Consider the following 18,321-nt stretch of genomic DNA (forward strand, 5'->3'; position numbering starts at 1 on the left):
GATTGTCGGTCTGAACGACCCTCCAATGGCGTGCACACGCCCATCCCGAGCAGGTACCCGATGTCCGAGGAAGCCTTCGACCACGTCACCAGCCTGCAGATCCGGCTCACGGAGCTCCGCAACGAGCACCGCGACCTCGACGACGCCATCTCGCGTCTGCAGGACTCCCCGCAGGAAGACGAACTGCTGCTGCGCCGCCTGAAGAAGCGCAAGCTCGCCCTCAAGGACCGCATCGCCGTCATCCAGCGCATGCTCGACCCCAACGAACTGGCGTGAGCCGCGCTCACCCCGAGGACAGGAAACTGCACTGCCGATGACCCTACCCAAGACCTTCGGACCCGAAACCCTCGCGCTCCACGCAGGCCAGTCTCCCGACCCCGCCTTCGGCGCCCGCGCCGCGCCGATCTACTTCACCACCAGCTACGTCTTCCCCGACACCGACCACGCCGCGGCGCTGTTCAACCTCGAACGCCCCGGCCACGTCTACACGCGCATCTCCAACCCGACCAACGCGATGCTCGAAGAGCGCATTGCCGCGCTCGAAGGCGGGGTCGGCGCGATCGCCGTCGCGAGCGGACAGGCCGCCCTGCACCTGGCGATCACCACGCTGATGGGCGCTGGCGGCCACATCGTCGCCTCGCACGCGCTGTATGGCGGCTCGCACAACCTGCTCGCCTACACGCTGCCGCGCTTCGGCATCACCACCACCTTCGTCGACCCGCACGACGCGGACGCCTGGCGCGCCGCCGTCCGCCCCGAGACGCGCCTCTTCTTCGGCGAATCGCTCGGCAATCCCGGCCTCGACGTGCTCGACATCCCCGCGGTCGCCGACATCGCGCACGCCCATCGCGTGCCCCTGCTGGTCGACGCGACGCTCGTCACCCCCTGCCTGCAGCGCCCGCTCGCACTCGGCGCCGACCTCGTGCTGCACTCGGCGACCAAGTTCCTCGGCGGCCACGGTGTTGCGGTGGGCGGCCTGCTCGTCGACGGCGGGCGCTTCGACTGGGAAGCCTCCGGCCTCTTCCCGACGCTCACCGAACCCTACGACGGCTTCCACGGCATGGATTTCGCCGAGGAATCGCCCATCGCCGCCTTCCTGCTGCGCGCACGGCGGGAGGGCCTGCGCGACTTCGGCGCCTGCCTGTCGCCGATGAACGCCTTCCAGATCCTGCAAGGCATGGAAACACTGCCGCTGCGCATGCGCGCCCACGTCGCCAACGCGCGCAAGGTCGCGGAACACCTCGCGGCCCATCCGCTCGTCGCGCACGTCGCCTGGCCCGGCCTCGACAGCCACCGTGACCACGCGCTCGCCGCCCGCCTGCTGCCCGACGGCGCCGGCTCGGTGCTGTCCTTCGAATTGAAAGGCGGCCGCGCCGCCGGCCGAGCCTTCATCGAAGGCCTGCGGGTGTTCTCCCATCTGGCCAACGTCGGCGACGCCAAGTCCCTCGTGATCCACCCGGCCAGCACCACCCATTTCCGCATGTCCGCGCAGGACCTCGCCGCCGCTGGCATCGGAGAGGGCACCGTGCGCCTGTCGGTCGGACTCGAGAGCGTCGACGACCTCATCGAAGACCTCAACCGCGGCCTCTATGCCGCCAGCCGTGTCGAGCAGGGTTAAGCCATGGAACTGAGCGTCAACGACACGCCCGCCTACCTCTACACCGGCGGCCGCCCCTTCGATCGCCAACAGCCCGTCGTCGTCCTGATCCACGGTGCCGGCCACGACCACAGCGTGTGGAACTACCAGGCCCGCCAGCTCGCACACCACGGCTTCGCCGTGCTCGCACCCGACCTTCCTGGCCACGGACGCTCGCAGGGCAGCCCGCTGCCCACCATCGAGGCCCTCGCGGACTGGGTCGAGGCCCTGCTCGACGCCGCGGGCGTCGTCCACGCCGCCCTCGCCGGCCACAGCATGGGTTCGCTCGTCGCCCTCCAGACGGCCGCGCAGGCGCCGGCGCGCATCTCGAAACTCATCCTGATCGGCAGCGTCGCACCGATGCCCGTCGCGCCACCGCTGCTCGAAGCCGCCGCACACGAGCGCGCCGCCGCGCACGGGATGATCAACCAGTGGTCCTACACCCCGGCTTCGCAGCTCGGCGCGAGCCCCGTCCCCGGCGTCTCCCTCACCGGCCTCAACCAACGCCTGATGGAACGCCAGCGCGAAGGCGTGCTCGCAAACGACCTCGCCGCATGCAATGCCTACCAAGGTGGCCTCGACGCCGCAGCGCGCATCGCCGTCCCGTGCGCGATGCTGTGCGGCGAACGCGACCAGATGACGCCCCGCAAGGCCGTCAAACCCCTGCACGAAGCGCTCGCCAAGGTTCCCGGCGGCGCGCGTATGATAGTGATCAAAGGCGCCGGTCATGCGATGATGGCCGAAGCGCCCGATGCGGTCGGCGATGCCATGCGAGGCTTCCTCACCAGCGCATAACACAACAACATGGAAGCCCCGTTCGCTGCCGCACGACAAGACCCCCAACAGGAGAGAGCCATGTCGCAGCAGAACGATACGGGTACTGCAGCAGAAGAACCTGTCTTTCCGACTGTCCGCGAAGTCGATGCGGGCGCCCCCTTGCGCTGGATCGGACGCGGAATAGGCGACTTCCGCGCATGTCCGATTCCCAGCCTGTTCTACGGCTTCTGCTTCGCGGCGATGGGTCTGCTCGTCACGATGGTGTTCGAGCACGCCTACGAATACACCGCCGCGATGACGTCAGGATTCCTGCTGGTTGGCCCCTTCCTCGCGATGGGCCTGTACGAGATCAGTCGCAGGCACGAGGAAGGACAGACCTGCGCCCTGCTGCCGACGCTCACCGTGTGGCGGCGCAACGCCGGCAACATCGGCATCTTCGCGGTCGTCCTCGGGGTCGTGTTCCTCGTCTGGGCACGCGCTTCGCTGGTCATCTTTGCCCTCTTCTACACCAACGAGCTCCCCAACCTCAGCGGCTTTCTCAACCAGCTCGTGACGCTCGAGAATCTCGAGTTCCTGCTCGTCTATTTCAGCGTCGGACTGCTGTTCGCCTGCATCGTGTTTGCCGCCAGCGTGATCTCCGTGCCCCTCATGCTCGACCGCAACCAGGACGCCATTTCCTCGATGCTCGCCAGCATCGGCGCCCTTGCCCGCAACCCCGGCGCGATGGTCGTGTGGGCCTCGCTCATAGTCATACTGACTATAATCGGATTCCTCAGCTTCCATCTCGGACTGGTGGTACTGATGCCCATCGTCGGCCACGCCAGCTGGCACGCGTACCGCGACCTCGTCGCCCCCGCCGGCGACGCCCCGCCACCAACCGGCGCCCGTTGAACTAGCCCATCGAACAAGCCCCCTCGGACCACCGTCATGCACTCCGCACAGGAACTTGTCACAAACGTCATAACGCTCGCGTCCCTGCCGACCGTGTATCTGCGCATCCGCGATGAACTCGACGCGCCGACGGGGTCAACGAGCAGCGTCGCCCACGCCATCAGCGCCGATCCCGCTATCGCCTCCAGCCTGTTGCGGCTTGCGAACAGCGCCTTCTATGGCTACGGCGGGAAGATCGACACCATCTCCCGCGCCGTAACGGTTCTCGGCATCCAGCAGGTGCACGACCTCGTGCTTGCGATATCGGTGAGCGGCGCCTTTTCCCTGTTTGCGCCCCGCCACCTCGACATGCCGCGCTTCTGGCGCGGAAGTGTCATGCGCGGCCTCGCTGCACGCGAAATCGGGCGGAACCAGGGCATGATCGGAGTCGAACGGCTGTTCGTCATCGGCATGCTGTCCGACATCGGACATCTGGTGATGCACCAGACGGTGCCGGAACTCGCGCTCGAAGCACGCACCATCGCGGCAGCCACCCACGAACCGCTGCACGAGGCGGAACGTCGCATCGTCGGCTGTGACCATGCCGAGGTCGGCGCCGCGCTGATGGCACACTGGCGCCTGCCGACGAGCTTCGTGGACATCGTCGGAGCACAGACCGTACCGCGCCTCGGCGGCGACTACGTCTACGAGGCAGCGATGGTGCACGTAGCCGCGCGCATTGCCGACGCCGACCAGGAAAACGAATCGAGCACCGCCGCGGCAGATCGCATGGACCCCACGATCTGGACCCTGCTCGAAATGGAACCGGCCAGCGTGCGCCGCATCCGCGAAAGTGCCGAACTCGACTTGGCGGGCTATACCGCACTCTTCTTCCCGAACCTCGGCAACGAACGCGCACGCGCCTGAGCCGGCGCACGCCAGTGGTCCGGCTGCGGAAACTGGAACAGCTCGCGGGCAAATGGAAGGGCCGCCTCGACCGCTTCCTCGGCGAGCGCCGACAAGCCCTCACCCAGCTCGAAACGGACCGCGCGCAGCCCCAGAATGAAGGCCGGAGGCGGTTCCACCCCCTCGATGCGGCGGAACACGTCCAGCACGGCCTGCGGCGACAACGCATGGGAAAAACTCGACACCGGCCCTTTCCCGTCGGCTTCGGCGAACTCGAAAGGCGCCTCCAGGCCGCAGGCCGCATCGACGAACAGCGCCACATCGGCGCCGCGCAGCTCCAGCGCATGCTCGACCTGGAGCTGAAACTCGCACACCACCCGCGCACCCGCCGGCAGGTCGCCCTCAAGCCGCTGCAGCAGCAGCGGCCCGGCCGCATCGTCCCCGCGCGATTCGTTGCCGGTGACGAAGATCACCAGCCGGCCGGGATCAGTCACGCACCACCCGATCCACGACCGCGCCGCCGGCGTCCGCCAGCTCCAGCACCAGCGGCATCTTGCCCAGCGCGTGGGTCGCACAGGACAGGCACGGATCGTAAGCGCGGATCGCAACCTCGATGTGATTGAGCAAGCCCTCCGTCAGCTTCCGCCCGTCCAGGTAGCGACGCGCGACTTCCCGCACCGCCGTGTTCATCGCCTGGTTGTTGTGCGTCGTCGACACGATCAGGTTGCACATCGTGACGAGGTCGTCGTCGCCGACCTGATAATGGTGGATCAGCGTCCCGCGCGGCGCCTCGATGATGCCGACCCCCTCGGTCCCGCGCTCGCCATCCGCCAGCAGCGCCCCCTCAAGCAGGTCGCCGTCGCCCAGCAGGTCGCGGATCGTCTCCGCTGCATGCAGCAGCTCGATCATCCGCGCCCAGTGATAGGCCAGCGTCGCCCTGACCGGTTCGCCCCGGCCGTGATCGATGAACTCGCGGCGCTCGGCCTCGGCCAGCGGCGTCGGAATGAAATCGCAGTTCTGCACCCGCGCGAGCGGCCCCACCTGGTACCACCCCTCGTCCGGCCCCAGCTGCTGCAGGTAAGGGAACTTCATGTAGCTCCAGGGCTTGACCTGCTCCCGGATGAGGCTGCGGTACGACTGGTCCGGCACCTTGTCGACCAGGATCTTCCCGTCCGCATTGCGAAAGCGCAGCGCCCCGTGATACAGGTCCATCGCCCCGTCGGCCCGCACGAGGCTCATCACGTTAGCGCGGAAACGCCCGAACTCGTCGTACAGGGCAGGATCGGTCCGATGCAGCCGTTTCACCAGTTCGACCGCCGCGCGGCTCCACTCCACCATGCGGTCGATCTCCGCGCGCAGCGCGTCCCTGTCCTCCACCGCGAGATGCCGATTCATCCCGCCGGGAACCGAGCCGGTGCCGTGGATGCGCTTGCCGGCCGTAGCACGGATCACCTCCTGTCCGAACTTGCGCAGCAGCACCCCTTGCCTCGCCACCTCGGGGTACGCCGCGGCGACCCCGACGATGTTGCGCTTGCCGACTTCGGACTCGAAGCCGAACAGCAGGTCCGGCGAAGACAGGTGAAAGAAATGCAGCGCGTGCGATTGCAGGATCTGCCCGTAATGCATCAGGCGGCGCAGCTTCTCGGCCGAACGCGTGATCGGGATGCCCAGCACCCGGTCCATCGCCTTCGACGCCGCAAGGTGATGGCTGACGGGACAGATCCCGCACAGGCGCTGCACCATCACCGGCACCTCCCAGTACGGGCGCCCCTGGATGAACACCTCGAAGCCGCGGAACTCCACGATGTGCAGACGCGCCTCGCGGACATGGTCGTCTTCATCGAGCAGCAGTGTCACCTTGCCGTGCCCTTCGACGCGCGACACCGGGTCGATCACGACCCGGCGCAATTGCTCCCTGTCGGCAGCGGTTTCAAGCGACGAATCCATGCGAGACCTCAATCGAAACGCAACAAAGGATGCGCCAGGCGCGGCGTGCGACCGCCGATCAAGTCGGTCAGGAACTTCCAGATCGCTTCGCCCGACGGCGGACATCCCGGTATGAAGTAATCGACCCGCACCACCTCGTGGATCGGGTGTACGCGGTCAAGCAGCAGCGGCAGTTCGGGGTCGTCCGGAACGCCCCCCTCCTCGATGCCGTCGCGCTTCACGTACACCTGCTGCAGGCAGTCGCCGAGATCGAGATGATTGCGCTGCGCCGGCAGACCGCCATTGATCGCGCACGCGCCGACCGCGACCAGCGTCTTGCAGTTGCGGCGGAACTCGCGCAGCACATGCACATTCTCGGCATTGCACACGCCCCCCTCGATCAGGCCGATGTCGCAGGGTCCGCAATGCTTGATGTCGGTCAGCGGCGAGCGGTCGAACTCCACGACCTTCGCCAGCTCGAGCAGGCGCTCGTCCATGTCGAGGAGGGACATGTGGCAGCCGAAACATCCCGCCAGCGAGGTCGTCGCAACGCGCACGCGGGGCATACCGATGCTGTCGCTCATTCGCCCTTCTCCATCGCAACGATGCTGATCGAGGCTTCGTCGTACTTGCGCTCGCCGATCGGCACCGCGAAACCCACCCGCTTGTGCAGGATCACGCCGACCGGGCAAATGTCCGCCGCCCGGTCGCTCACCGCGAAGTCCGTATCGGCAAGCCGCCCCGACTCCGCATTCACGACCAGATGCTTGCGGATGCCGCGCCCGGTCAGCGCGAACACGCCCTTGTGATCGACGTCCCGCGACGCCCGCACGCACAACTCGCAGAAGATGCAGCGATTGAAATCCAGCAGCACGTCCGGATGCGACGCGTCCACCGGGCGGTCCGGGTAGAAGTGCGCAAAGCGCGCGCTGCTCATGTCCAGCTCGTACGCCAGTGCCTGCAGTTGGCAGTTGCCGCTCTTCTCGCACGAAGGGCAGAAATGGTTGCCCTCGACGAACAGCATCTGCAGCAGCGCCCGCCGCTCGCCGTTGATCTCCGGCGTATTGCTTTCCACCTCCATCCCGTCCCGCGCCGGCAATGCACAGGACGAAACGTGGCGCCCGCCAACCTTCACGATGCACAGCTTGCACGAGCCGTGCGGCGGAAAATCCGGGTGCCAGCACAGGTGCGGAATATAGTGACCGGCCGCGCGTGCGGCCTGGAGTATCGTCTGGCCTTCCTCGAACGGCACCGGCCGCCCGTCGAACAGGAACGTCCCGCCCATCGCTAAACCTCCTCCCGCCAATCCAGGTGCGCGGCCGGATCGTCGCGGCCGGTCATGCGGCGCGCCGTTTCCAGCGCCGCATCGAGATCGAACGCCGGCTTGAAATCGAGCGACACGAGTCGCCGCTCGTAGGCCGGACGGAACTTGATCAGCGTGTCGATCACCGGATTCGGCGCGCTCGACCCGAGCCCGCAATGGCTCGCGTTCTTCAGCAGCCGGTCCAGCCACTCGATATCGGCGAGATCCATCTTCGCCCCCTTCCCGCTCGCGAGCTTGTCCATGTAGCCCTTGAGCAAGGCCGTCCCGACGCGGCACGGCGTACAGAACCCGCAGCTCTCGTGCGCGAAGAAATGCACGAAATTGCGCGCCATCTCGAACGGGTCGCGGCGGCCATCGAACACCATGAAAGCCCCCGCCGTCGGTACGTCCTCGAACGCGATGCGCCGATGGAACTCGTGTCCCGCGATCGTCACGCCCGACGCGCCGCCCACCTGCACGACTTGCGGATCGTGCGCCCCGCAGTCCTCGAGCACGTGCTCGATCGTCACACCGAAGGGATACTCATATACCCCGGGATACGCACAGTCTCCCGAGATCGAAAGCAGTTTCGTGCCCGTCGACTGCGGCGTTCCCGTCGCCGCGAAAGCCGCACCGCCCTGCAGGGCGATCAGCGTGGTCTTCGCCAGCGTCTCGACGTTGTTCACCACCGTCGGACGGCCGAGATAGCCGTGCGTGACCGGGAACGGCGGCCTGATCCGCGGCGTGCCGCGCTTGCCTTCGAGCGATTCGAGCAAGGCCGTTTCCTCGCCGCACACGTAGGCACCGGCACCCAGATGGATGTCGATATCGAAGTCGAATCCCCCTTCGCCGAGGATCCGCGCCCCGAGAAGCCCCGCCGCACGCCGCAGCGCCAGTACCGCCCGCAGATGCTTCAGCAGATAGCGATACTCGCCCCGCAGGTACAGCAAGCCTTGCCGCGCGCCCGTCGCCCACGCCGCGAGGGTCATCCCCTCGAAGATCCGCTCCGCCTGGCTCGCGAGCAGTACGCGATCCTTGAACGTACCCGGCTCGCCTTCGTCCGCGTTGCACACCACCACCTTGTCGGCGCCCGGGGCATCGCGACAGGCCATCCATTTCACCGCTGTCGTGAAACCCGCCCCGCCGCGCCCGCGCAACCCGGAAATGCGCATCTCCTCGAGCCAGCCCTGCCGCCCGCGCGCCATCGCCGCCTGCAGCGCAGCACCGGGAACAAAGTCCTCCCCGAGCAACGCCCCGCGCCGGCGGATGTTGTCATCGATACGGAAATACTCCGCGGGCCACTCGGCCACCGGGGTGCCGGCACGTACCAGCGAGGCGATGCGCTCGATACGCGCCTCGTCGAGTCGCGTCACGGCAAGCCCATTGACCAGGATCGCCGGGCCCTGATCGCCCATGCCCGTGCACGACGTGGTGTCGACGCTCGCCTCCCCGCCAGCCGAGACCTCTCCCGGCGCCACCTCCAGCCGGCGACAGAGGCTCTCCATCAGCCCGCGGCTGCCGAGCATCCGGTCGATGATGTTGTCGGAAAAGAGGACGCGGTAGCGGCCGACCGGCTCCGTGTGCAGGAAGCTGTAGAACCCGGCCACACCTTCGACGCGTGCCCGCGGCAATTCGAGCAGGTCCGCAATGCGCGTCAGCGACGCTGCCGGCAAATGACCGATGCCGTCCTGCGTTTCAATAAGAATCTGCAGCAATTGCGAGGGCTCTCGCCGGTGGCGCTCGACCGCCTGTGCTGCTATCCGCTCGGCATCTTGCATGGGCAAACTCCGGAGCACGCTCTATGCAAGAAGTTTAACAGCAAGTGATGCTGCAGCGCGTCGTTGGGAAGGGCACAAATATTTCCGTCCCCGCCTGCAGGACGGCGATCACCGGAAGCTTCCCGACACCGCGCCGAAACCCTTTGCGGGCGCGACTTTCAGCTTAGAGAGCCATCCAAGAGTGCTACTAGATATAGTAATTGCGTCGCGCTTGACATACCGTAAAAACATTTAACGTATTGTTTTTTTTAATTTTTATTTTTTTGCAAAATCGAACATGGCGAGCTATTCTTCACGCCGAACCACACACCATCGAACGGACTCACACACGGACTCAAAAAGACCATGAGCACGACGATCAATTCGCAAGTCAAAGGCAAGGCCGACGCCTCGACGCTCGCCCCGCAGGAAATCTCGGGCGAAGTTCTCATCGAAAAATATGCCAAGGACGACGAGCAGAGCGTCTCCGAAGTGCGCGCGCGCGTCGCGCGGGCCCTCGCTGCCGTCGAGGCCGAGGAAAAGCGCGCCCACTGGGAAGCGAAGTTCCTCGAAGCCCAGGAAAAAGGCTTCGTCCCCGCAGGCCGCATCAACAGCGCCGCCGGCACCAAGCTGCAGGCAACCCTGATCAACTGCTTTGTCCAGCCGGTCGGCGATTCCGTCTCGGAAGCCGTCGACGGCCGCCCCGGCATCTACACCGCCCTCGCCCAGGCCGCCGAGACGATGCGCCGCGGCGGCGGCGTCGGTTACGATTTTTCGAGCATCCGTCCGAAGGGCGCCCTCGTGAAGGGCACCCTCTCCAACGCCTCCGGCCCCGTGTCCTACATGCGCGTCTTCGACCGCTCGTGCGAAACGGTCGAATCCGCCGGCGCGCGCCGCGGTGCCCAGATGGGCGTGCTGCGCTGCGATCACCCCGACATCGAGGAGTTCATCCACGCCAAGGACCACGGCGATCTGACGAACTTCAACATATCCGTGGGCGTCACCGATGCCTTCATGGAAGCCGTCGACACCGACACCGATGTCGAGCTGGCGCACAAAGCCGAACCGATCGACGATCTCAAAGCCGCCGGCGCCTACCAGCGCGATGACGGCCTGTGGGTGTACCGCAAGCTGCGCGCACGCGAGCTGTGGGACCAGATCATGCGCTCGACCTACGACCATGCCGAGCCGGGCATCCTGTTCCTCGACCGCATGAACCAGGACAACAACCTGTACTACTGCGAAACCATCGAGGCGACCAACCCCTGCGCCGAGCAGCCACTGCCCCCCTATGGCTGCTGCGACCTCGGCTCGATCAATCTCACGCCCTTCGTCAAGAGCCCCTTCACCGACAAGGCCGACTTCGACTACGCGGCGTTCGGCAAGGTCGTCGACGTCGCCATCCGCATGCTCGACAACGTGCTCGACGTCACGCACTGGCCGCTCGAGCAGCAGGAGAACGAGGCGCAATCGAAGCGCCGCGTCGGCCTCGGCTTCACCGGCCTGGGCGACGCCCTGATCATGCTCGGCCAGCGCTACGACAGCCCCGAGGCCCGCACCGTCGCTGCGAAGATCTCCGAATACATGCGCGACCGCGCCTACCTCGCCTCGGTCGACCTGGCCAAGGAACGTGGCGCCTTCCCGCTGTTCAACGCCGATCTCTACCTGTCCGGCGGCAACTTCGCGTCGCGCCTGCCCGCCGAGGTCAAGGACAAGATCCGCAAGCACGGCCTGCGCAACTCGCACCTGCTGTCGATCGCCCCGACCGGCACGATCTCGCTCGCCTTCGCGGACAATGCGTCGAACGGCATCGAACCGCCGTTCTCCTACACATACACCCGGCGCAAGCGCATGGCCGACGGCACCTACAAGGAATACGCCGTCGAAGACTACGCATGGCGCCTGTACAAGCACCTCGGCGGCAATGTCGCGAGCCTTCCGTCCTATTTCGTCACTGCGCTCGAGATCTCTGCGCAGGCCCACAAGGACATGGTCGCCGCGGTCGCACCGTTCGTCGACACCTCGATCTCCAAGACCGTAAACGTCCCCGAGGACTACCCCTACACCGAGTTCGAAGACCTCTACCTCTCCGCCTGGAAGGCTGGTCTCAAGGGGCTAGCGACCTATCGCCCCAACTCCGTGCTGGGCTCCGTGCTCTCCGTGGCGCCGTCGTCAGAACAGAAGCAACCGCAGGACGTCGAGCTTTCCGGCCCGAACAAGCGCCTGTCGATCAACACCCTGCCCGCCCCCGTCCTCTCCAGCCTGCGCTGGCCCGGCCGCCCCGAGCTGCCGGACGGCAACATGGCCTGGACCTACATGCTCGGCACACCGACCGGCGACTTCGCCCTCTTCGTCGGCCAGGTCGGCAATAACGGCGGCTCCTTCCCGTTCGAAGTGTGGGTCAACGGCGCAGACCAGCCGCGCGGCCTCGGCGCCGTCGCCAAGACCTTGTCGATGGACATGCGCGCGAACGACCGCGGCTGGCTCAAGCTCAAGCTCGAGACCCTGGCCCGCACGATCGGCGAAAAATCCTTCGAAATGCCCTTCCCGCCGCACGGCGAGAAGACCATGTTCCCGGGCGTGGTCTCGGCTTTTGCCCAGGTGGTGCGCTACCGTTGCGAGAAGCTCGGGGCGCTCGAGGTGAATGACACGCCGACGCCGGTGCTCGACACCCTCTTCAGCCTGCAGGAACCCAAGACCGGCACCGACGGCACGCTGTCCTGGACCGTCGATATCGCCAACCCGGCGACAGCGGAGGACTTCGTCCTCGGCCTGAAGGAAATCACCCTGCCCGACGGCGTCACCCGCCCGTACTCGGTATGGCTGTCCGGCAACTATCCGCGCGCCCTCGACGGCCTTACCCGCATCCTGTCGCTCGACATGCGCGTCATGGATCCGGCATGGATCGGCATGAAGCTGCGCAAGCTGCTCAACTACCCTGAGCCGCTCGGCGACTTCATGGCGTTCGTCCCGGGCACCCGCCGCCAGCAGAACTACCCGAGCACCGTGGCCTACATGGCACAACTCATCATCCACCGCTATGCGATGCTCGGCGTGCTCGACGAGCAAGGCTATCCGGTGCGTGAGATGGGCATTCTCGAGGCCCCGCGCGAGAACAGCGATCCGAAGGTCATGCAGGGCGGACTCTGCTCGGAATGCGGCAACCACTCCGTGATCCGCAAGGACGGTTGCGACTTCTGCACCGCGTGCGGCGCGGTCGGCACCTGCGGCTGACGATAACCCGGGCGTCCTTAGGGACGCCCGAATGAAAAACGCGAACCTTTCGGTTCGCGTTTTTTTTTGCGGGCACTGAATGCCCTGCGCAGTGCTGCCGGCTCGCTCACGGTCGGCGTGGACTCCCGATTGCGGCGTCAGGCCTGCCCGTATGCTACGCAGCTACGCAGGAACCGGCGAAATCCCAAGCCCCAGTTCGGGCAAGGCGCGGAACAAGGCCGTGACCGTCTTCGCATCGGTAATCACACCCTCCATCACCGCGCGAACCGCCTCATCGGCGGAGAAGGTCAGGATTTCGAGGAACTCGCCAGCATCGAGCGCATCGCCCACGTGGGTGAGATCGCGGGCGAGAAATATCTCGATGCGCTCGTCCGAGTAACCGATACACGGATGCATCACCCCAAGATACTGCCATGCGCCGGCCTCATAGCCCGTTTCCTCGCGCAACTCACGTCGCGCGCACGCAAGCAGCTCCTCACCCGCATCGATCTTGCCGGCGGGCAATTCGAGGAAAGCACGACGCAGGGGATAACGGAACTGCCGTTCAAACAGAAGGCGACCGTCAGGCAGGACTGCGACGACAACGACGGCCCCGGGATGGGTAATGTATTCCCGGACCGATACGCTGCCATCGGGCAGCGCAACCCGGTCCCGACGGACCTTCAACAAGACGCCGTCGTAGACCGGGAGCGATTCGAGCGGACTCTCTTCGAGCGGATCCGGCTCAGAGGGAGGCAAGGAGCGCATAGGCGCAGAGCGACATCAACCCTTGCGGCAGCAGGCCGAGCACTGCGATCGCGAGACCATTCGCGGACAACAGGAAACGTACTTCGCCTTGGGCACGGATCGGCGTACTGTCGGTCGGCTCATCGAAGTACATGATCTTCACGACGCGCAGGTAGTAGAACGCGCCAATCACCGACATCAGGACAGCCAACACCGCCAGCCACACGTAGCCCGCGGCGACCACCGCCTGCAGCACCGAAAGCTTGGCGAAGAAACCGATGAAGAACGGGATGCCCGCCATCGAGAACATCACGATCATCATCAGCGCCGCAAACCACGAGTTGCGCTTGTTCAGCCCCTTGAAGTCGTCGATCGCCTCGGCCTCGAACCCCGCACGCGACAGCAGGATCACCATGCCGAACGAAGCCAGACTCATGATCACGTAGGACACCGCATAGAACATCGCCGAGCTGTAGGCGTTGAGCGCGAAGTTGCGATCGCCGTCGACCACCCCCGCGAGCAAGCCGAGCAGCACGAAACCCATGTGCGAAATGCCCGAGTAGGCGAGCATGCGCTTGATGTTCGTCTGGGCGATCGCTGCGAGGTTGCCGAGCACGATCGACAGCACGGCGAGGAACATCAGCATCGTCTGCCACTGGTCCGCCAGTTCGAACAGACCGTAGACCAGCAGACGCATCGTGATCGCGAAGGCGGCGAGCTTGGGCGCGGCCGAGATCATCAACGTAACCGCCGTCGGCGCCCCCTGATAGACGTCGGGCACCCACATGTGGAACGGGACGACGCCCAGCTTGAATGCCAGGCCCGCGACGATGAACACCAGACCGAATACCAGCACCGTCTTGTTGGCGGCCTGATGGTAGATCGACTGCGCAATGCCCGACAGCTCGAGGCTGCCGGTCGCGCCGTAAATCATCGACATGCCGTAGAGCAGGAGACCGGAGGCCAGCGCACCGAGCACGAAGTATTTCATCGCCGCCTCGGTCGCACGCGGCGAGTCGCGATCGAAGGCAACCATCCCGTACAACGACAGGGACATCATCTCGAGGCCCATGTACAGCGACAGCATGTGATTCGCGCTGATCATCACCATCATGCCGAGGCTCATCAGGAGCGACAGCAGGTAGTACTCGGGGCGGTCCATCTTGCGGTCGGCAAGGTAGCCGCGGCCGTACAGCAGCGCGATCGCCACCGCCAACAGCGAAAACACCTTGAGCAGACCGCCCAGCATGTCGCCGATGAACATCCCGCTGAAGGTGGCGACCACCTCGTTCGCCGCGTAGCCCTCGGCGAGGCTCATCAACACCTCGGCGAGGCGAACACCGAACAGCGGCACCTCGGAGATCACCGCCGCAACCGCCGCGAGGAGGTTCGGGCTCACGAGCACGCTGACCAGCGCAGCAAACACGAGCGTGAGCTGTGCGAGCCCGTAAGCGAGATCGCTGGCCACGCGCCGAGCAAAGGTGGAAGCCAACATGATCACCAGCGCCATTACGGCGACGAGAATCTCTGCCGCGGCGGGGTAGAAGTCGGGAACGACGAAATTCATCTTCTGACCAATCCGAAAAAGTGTCTCGCCCGCTCGCTCAGAGCTTGCTCACGGCAACATGCCGCAGGAGTTCATTAACCGACGCATGCATCACTTCCGTAAACGGGAAGGGATACAAGCCCATCGCCAGCACACACAGCGCAAGGATCCCGAGGAAGGCGAACTCGCGCGTACCGATGTCCTCGAGTTCGGCGACGTGGCTGTTGCCGACGACACCGAAGACGACGCGCTTGTACATCCAGAGCGTATAGGCGGCACCAAGGATCAGGGTCGTCGCGGCAGCGAAGGCAACCCAGAAGTTGAACTGGACTGCACCCAGCACAACCATGAACTCGCCGATGAAACCGCTGGTCCCGGGGAGGCCGGCGTTCGCCATCGCAAACAACATGAAGAAGGCTGCAAACTTCGGCATCGTCTTCACAACGCCGCCATAGTCGGCGATGTTGCGGGTATGCATGCGGTCGTACAGCACGCCGATGCAAAGGAACATGGCGCCCGAAACGAATCCGTGTGAAATCATCTGCACCAGCGCGCCTTCGAGTCCCACGGCATTGAACATGAAGAAACCGAGGGTCACGAAACCCATGTGCGAAATCGACGAATACGCCACCAGCTTCTTCATGTCGGTCTGGACCAGGGCGACGAAGCCGATATAGATCACGGCGATCAACGACAGCGCAATCATCATCGGCGCCATCGCCTGCGATGCGTCAGGCACGATCGGAAGGGAGAACCGCAGGAAACCGTAGGCGCCCAGCTTCAGAGCAATCGCGGCCAGCACCACGGAACCTCCCGTCGGCGCTTCGACGTGCGCATCCGGCAGCCAGGTATGTACCGGCCACATCGGCACCTTGACCGCAAATGCGATGAGGAACGCCCAGAAGATCAACTGCTGCGCATCCATCGCGAGGGGCAGCTTGTGCCAGTCGAGGATGCTGAAACTGCCGCCGGCCTGCATGAACAGGTACAGCAGGGCAATCAGCATCAGCAGCGAACCGAGCAGCGTATAAAGGAAGAACTTGATCGCGGCATAGACGCGGTTCGCACCACCCCAGATACCGATGACCAAATACAGCGGAATCAGCGAGGCCTCGAAGAAGACGTAGAACAGGATGCCATCGAGCGCGGAGAAAATCCCGTTCATCAGCCCCGACATGATCAGGAACGCCGCCATGTACTGGGCGACTTTCTCCTGGATCACCTGCCAGCCCGCCATCACGACGATGATCGTGATGAATGCGTTCAGCAGCACGAACAGCACCGAAATGCCGTCCACGCCGAGGTGGTAGTTGATGTTGAAGCGCGGAATCCACGGAAGGAACTCGGCGAACTGCATCGAACTGCTGCTAGCGTCGAACTGAGTGAACAGCGGGATCGTGACCGCGAACCCGACAAGTGCAACCAGCATGGAAAGGGACCGCGCCAGCGGCGCGTTGCGGTCCGAACCGGTTGCTAGCACGAGCAACCCACCCAGGATCGGTATCCAGATCGCGAGGCTGAGGAATGGCATACCCGTCATCGTTACTTTCCGTTCAGTGCGCCGAAAACTGACGCGTGTTTATCGTTATTCACAGACCGACCCGTTTGGTTCAAACCAGGTTGAACCAGAAGGTGAGGAGAATGAAGACCCCGATGATCATTGCGAAGGCGTACTGGTACAGGTGGCCCGTCTGGAACAGACGGCTGATCTGAGCGACCCAGCCCACCAGCCTCGCCGTTCCGTTGACCGCCACGCCGTCGATGATGGCCTGATCGCCGGCCTTCCACAGTCCCTTGCCGATCAGTCGCGAACCGCCCGCAAACACGATCTCGTTGAAACGATCGAAGAAATACTTGTTTTCGAGCAACGCATGCACCGGGCGGAACGTACGCTGGATCGCCGCCGGGATGTCCGGACGAACCATGTAGAAGAACCACGCCAGGACCACGCCCCCCATCGCGAGCCAGAACGGCGCGGTCTGCACGCCGTGCAGGGCCATCGCCACCGGACCGTGGAAGTTCGCGGCAAGCTCGGAAAGACCAACGTGATTGCTGCCGACGTGAATCACGCCCTTGAACCACTCGCCGAAGAGCATCGGCTCGATCGCGAAGAAACCAATCACCACGGAAGGAATCGCGAGCAGCACCAACGGCAGCGTCACCACCCACGGCGACTCGTGCGGCTTCTGGCCGGGGGCGAGACCGTGATGGTGATCTGCCGACACCTCTTCGTCATCATGGTCGCCTTCGTGGTCGTGATGGCCATGGTTGTTGCCGAACCGCTCCTTGCCGTGGAAGACGAGGAAATACATGCGGAACGAGTAGAACGCGGTCACGAACACGCCCGCAAGCACGCAGAACAGCGCGTAACCAGCGCCCGGGATCGTCGCGGCGTGCACCGCTTCGATAATCGAATCCTTCGAATAGAAGCCCGCGAAGAACGGAAACCCGATCAGCGCCAGCGATCCGAGAAGCGAGGTGATCCAGGTGATCGGCATGTACTTCCACAAGCCGCCCATGTTGCGCATGTCCTGATCATGGTGCATGCCGATGATCACCGAGCCGGCACCGAGGAACAGCAGCGCCTTGAAGAAGGCATGCGTCATCAGGTGGAACACGGCGGCCGAATATGCCGAGACGCCCAGTGCAACGGTCATGTAGCCGAGCTGCGACAGGGTCGAATACGCGACAACGCGCTTGACGTCGTTCTGCACGATGCCGAGAAAGCCCATGAAGAGGGCCGTCGTCGCGCCGATGACGAGAACGAAGGACAAGGCCACGTCGGACAGTTCGAACAGCGGCGACATGCGCGCCACCATGAAAATGCCGGCCGTCACCATCGTGGCGGCGTGAATCAGCGCCGAGATCGGCGTCGGGCCTTCCATCGAGTCGGGCAGCCAGACATGCAGCGGAACCTGTGCCGACTTGCCCATCGCACCGATGAACAGACAGATGCAGATCGCGGTGATCAGCGGCCAGCCGGTACCGGCCATATCCTGCGCGGCGAGCTCGCTCCCCTTCGCAAACACCTCGGCATAATCGAGGCTGCCGGCGTACGCTGCAATCAGGCCGATCCCCAGCAGGAAGCCGAAGTCGCCGACACGGTTGACGAGGAAGGCCTTGAGGTTCGCGTAGATCGCGGTCGGGCGCTCGTACCAGAAGCCGATCAGCAGATAAGACACCAGGCCCACAGCTTCCCAGCCGAAGAACAGCTGGAGGAAGTTGTTCGACATCACCAGCATCAGCATCGAGAAGGTGAACAGCGAGATGTAGCTGAAGAAGCGCTGGTAACCGGCATCGTCATGCATGTAGCCGATGGTGTAGATATGCACCATCAGCGACACGAACGTGACCACGAGCATCATCATGACCGTGAGCGAATCGATCAGGAATCCGACCTCGAAGGTCAGGTTTCCGCTCTTCATCCACGTGTACACCGTACCGTTGAATGTATTGCCGGCCTGAACATCCTGGAAGATCACGACCGAGGCGGCCAACGCCACCGCAACGCCGAGGATCGTCACGATATGCGCGCCGGCACGACCGATGGCCTTGCCGAACAGACCCGCCAGAATCGCCCCAGCAAGAGGCGCTAGCGGTACCAGGAGATAGAGCTTTTGCATGTCCGTCATCGAGCCGC

15 protein-coding genes are annotated in these 18,321 nt (G+C 64.6%); 6 read left to right on the forward strand and 9 right to left on the reverse strand.

What is annotated here, in order from left to right:
- Positions 1 to 60: 60 nt before the first annotated feature.
- From GPA27_RS00625 to GPA27_RS00645, 5 genes are read left to right on the forward strand one after another with little or no spacing between them, the layout of a single operon-like run.
- Positions 61 to 276 (forward strand): DUF465 domain-containing protein, encoded by a 216-nt coding sequence (locus GPA27_RS00625; RefSeq protein WP_169136754.1) that lies wholly within the window; start codon positions 61 to 63, stop codon positions 274 to 276.
- 37 nt (positions 277 to 313) lie between these two features.
- A complete protein-coding gene (locus GPA27_RS00630; protein ID WP_169136756.1) occupies positions 314 to 1,618 on the forward strand; it encodes an O-acetylhomoserine aminocarboxypropyltransferase in 1,305 nt (434 codons plus the stop codon).
- A 3-nt stretch (positions 1,619 to 1,621) separates the two neighbouring features.
- Positions 1,622 to 2,431: an alpha/beta fold hydrolase gene (locus GPA27_RS00635; RefSeq protein WP_169136758.1), complete on the forward strand. Its 810-nt coding sequence runs from the start codon at positions 1,622 to 1,624 to the stop codon at positions 2,429 to 2,431.
- Between the two features lie 60 nt (positions 2,432 to 2,491).
- Positions 2,492 to 3,304 carry a DUF2189 domain-containing protein gene (locus tag GPA27_RS00640; protein ID WP_169136760.1) on the forward strand — a complete coding sequence of 271 codons (813 nt, stop codon included), beginning with the start codon at positions 2,492 to 2,494 and terminating at the stop codon, positions 3,302 to 3,304.
- A gap of 36 nt (positions 3,305 to 3,340) precedes the next feature.
- Positions 3,341 to 4,210, forward strand: coding sequence for an HDOD domain-containing protein (locus tag GPA27_RS00645; protein ID WP_169136762.1), 870 nt, complete (start codon positions 3,341 to 3,343; stop codon positions 4,208 to 4,210).
- Here the strand turns inward: GPA27_RS00645 and GPA27_RS00650 are convergent.
- From GPA27_RS00650 to GPA27_RS00670, 5 genes are read right to left on the reverse strand one after another with little or no spacing between them, the layout of a single operon-like run.
- Complete coding sequence (locus tag GPA27_RS00650; protein WP_169136764.1) at positions 4,159 to 4,683, reverse strand: hydrogenase maturation protease; 525 nt, start codon at positions 4,681 to 4,683, stop codon at positions 4,159 to 4,161. The genes GPA27_RS00645 and GPA27_RS00650 overlap by 52 nt on opposite strands.
- Complete coding sequence (locus GPA27_RS00655; protein ID WP_169136766.1) at positions 4,676 to 6,136, reverse strand: Ni/Fe hydrogenase subunit alpha; 1,461 nt, start codon at positions 6,134 to 6,136, stop codon at positions 4,676 to 4,678. The genes GPA27_RS00650 and GPA27_RS00655 overlap by 8 nt, the downstream gene beginning before the upstream one ends.
- 8 nt (positions 6,137 to 6,144) lie before the next feature.
- Positions 6,145 to 6,699 (reverse strand): NADH-quinone oxidoreductase subunit B family protein, encoded by a 555-nt coding sequence (locus GPA27_RS00660; protein ID WP_169136768.1) that lies wholly within the window; start codon positions 6,697 to 6,699, stop codon positions 6,145 to 6,147.
- Positions 6,696 to 7,400, reverse strand: a complete 705-nt coding sequence (locus GPA27_RS00665; RefSeq protein WP_169136770.1) for a 2Fe-2S iron-sulfur cluster-binding protein — start codon at positions 7,398 to 7,400, stop codon at positions 6,696 to 6,698. Before GPA27_RS00665 ends, GPA27_RS00660 begins: the two co-directional genes overlap by 4 nt.
- Positions 7,401 to 7,402: 2 nt before the next feature.
- Complete coding sequence (locus tag GPA27_RS00670) at positions 7,403 to 9,196, reverse strand: NAD(P)H-dependent oxidoreductase subunit E (protein ID WP_169136772.1); 1,794 nt, start codon at positions 9,194 to 9,196, stop codon at positions 7,403 to 7,405.
- Positions 9,197 to 9,541: 345 nt separating this feature from the next.
- On the opposite strand from GPA27_RS00670, the gene GPA27_RS00675 reads away from it, so the two are divergent.
- On the forward strand, positions 9,542 to 12,409 hold the full coding sequence (locus GPA27_RS00675) for an adenosylcobalamin-dependent ribonucleoside-diphosphate reductase (protein WP_169136774.1): 2,868 nt from the start codon (positions 9,542 to 9,544) through the stop codon (positions 12,407 to 12,409).
- A gap of 162 nt (positions 12,410 to 12,571) precedes the next feature.
- On the opposite strand, the gene GPA27_RS00680 is transcribed toward GPA27_RS00675, so the two are convergent.
- From GPA27_RS00680 to nuoL, 4 genes are all read right to left on the reverse strand, one after another.
- Positions 12,572 to 13,156, reverse strand: coding sequence for an NUDIX domain-containing protein (locus GPA27_RS00680; protein WP_211164755.1), 585 nt, complete (start codon positions 13,154 to 13,156; stop codon positions 12,572 to 12,574).
- Positions 13,134 to 14,702 carry an NADH-quinone oxidoreductase subunit NuoN gene (nuoN, locus tag GPA27_RS00685; RefSeq protein ID WP_169136776.1) on the reverse strand — a complete coding sequence of 523 codons (1,569 nt, stop codon included), beginning with the start codon at positions 14,700 to 14,702 and terminating at the stop codon, positions 13,134 to 13,136. Before nuoN ends, GPA27_RS00680 begins: the two co-directional genes overlap by 23 nt.
- Before the next feature lie 37 nt (positions 14,703 to 14,739).
- Entirely contained in the window at positions 14,740 to 16,221 is a 1,482-nt protein-coding gene (locus tag GPA27_RS00690) for an NADH-quinone oxidoreductase subunit M (protein ID WP_169136778.1), read from the reverse strand.
- A 70-nt stretch (positions 16,222 to 16,291) separates the two neighbouring features.
- Positions 16,292 to 18,313: an NADH-quinone oxidoreductase subunit L gene (nuoL, locus tag GPA27_RS00695; protein ID WP_169136780.1), complete on the reverse strand. Its 2,022-nt coding sequence runs from the start codon at positions 18,311 to 18,313 to the stop codon at positions 16,292 to 16,294.
- Between the last annotated feature and the right edge of the window lie 8 nt (positions 18,314 to 18,321).

Source organism: Aromatoleum toluolicum (assembly GCF_012911005.2).
GTDB lineage: Bacteria > Pseudomonadota > Gammaproteobacteria > Burkholderiales > Rhodocyclaceae > Aromatoleum > Aromatoleum toluolicum.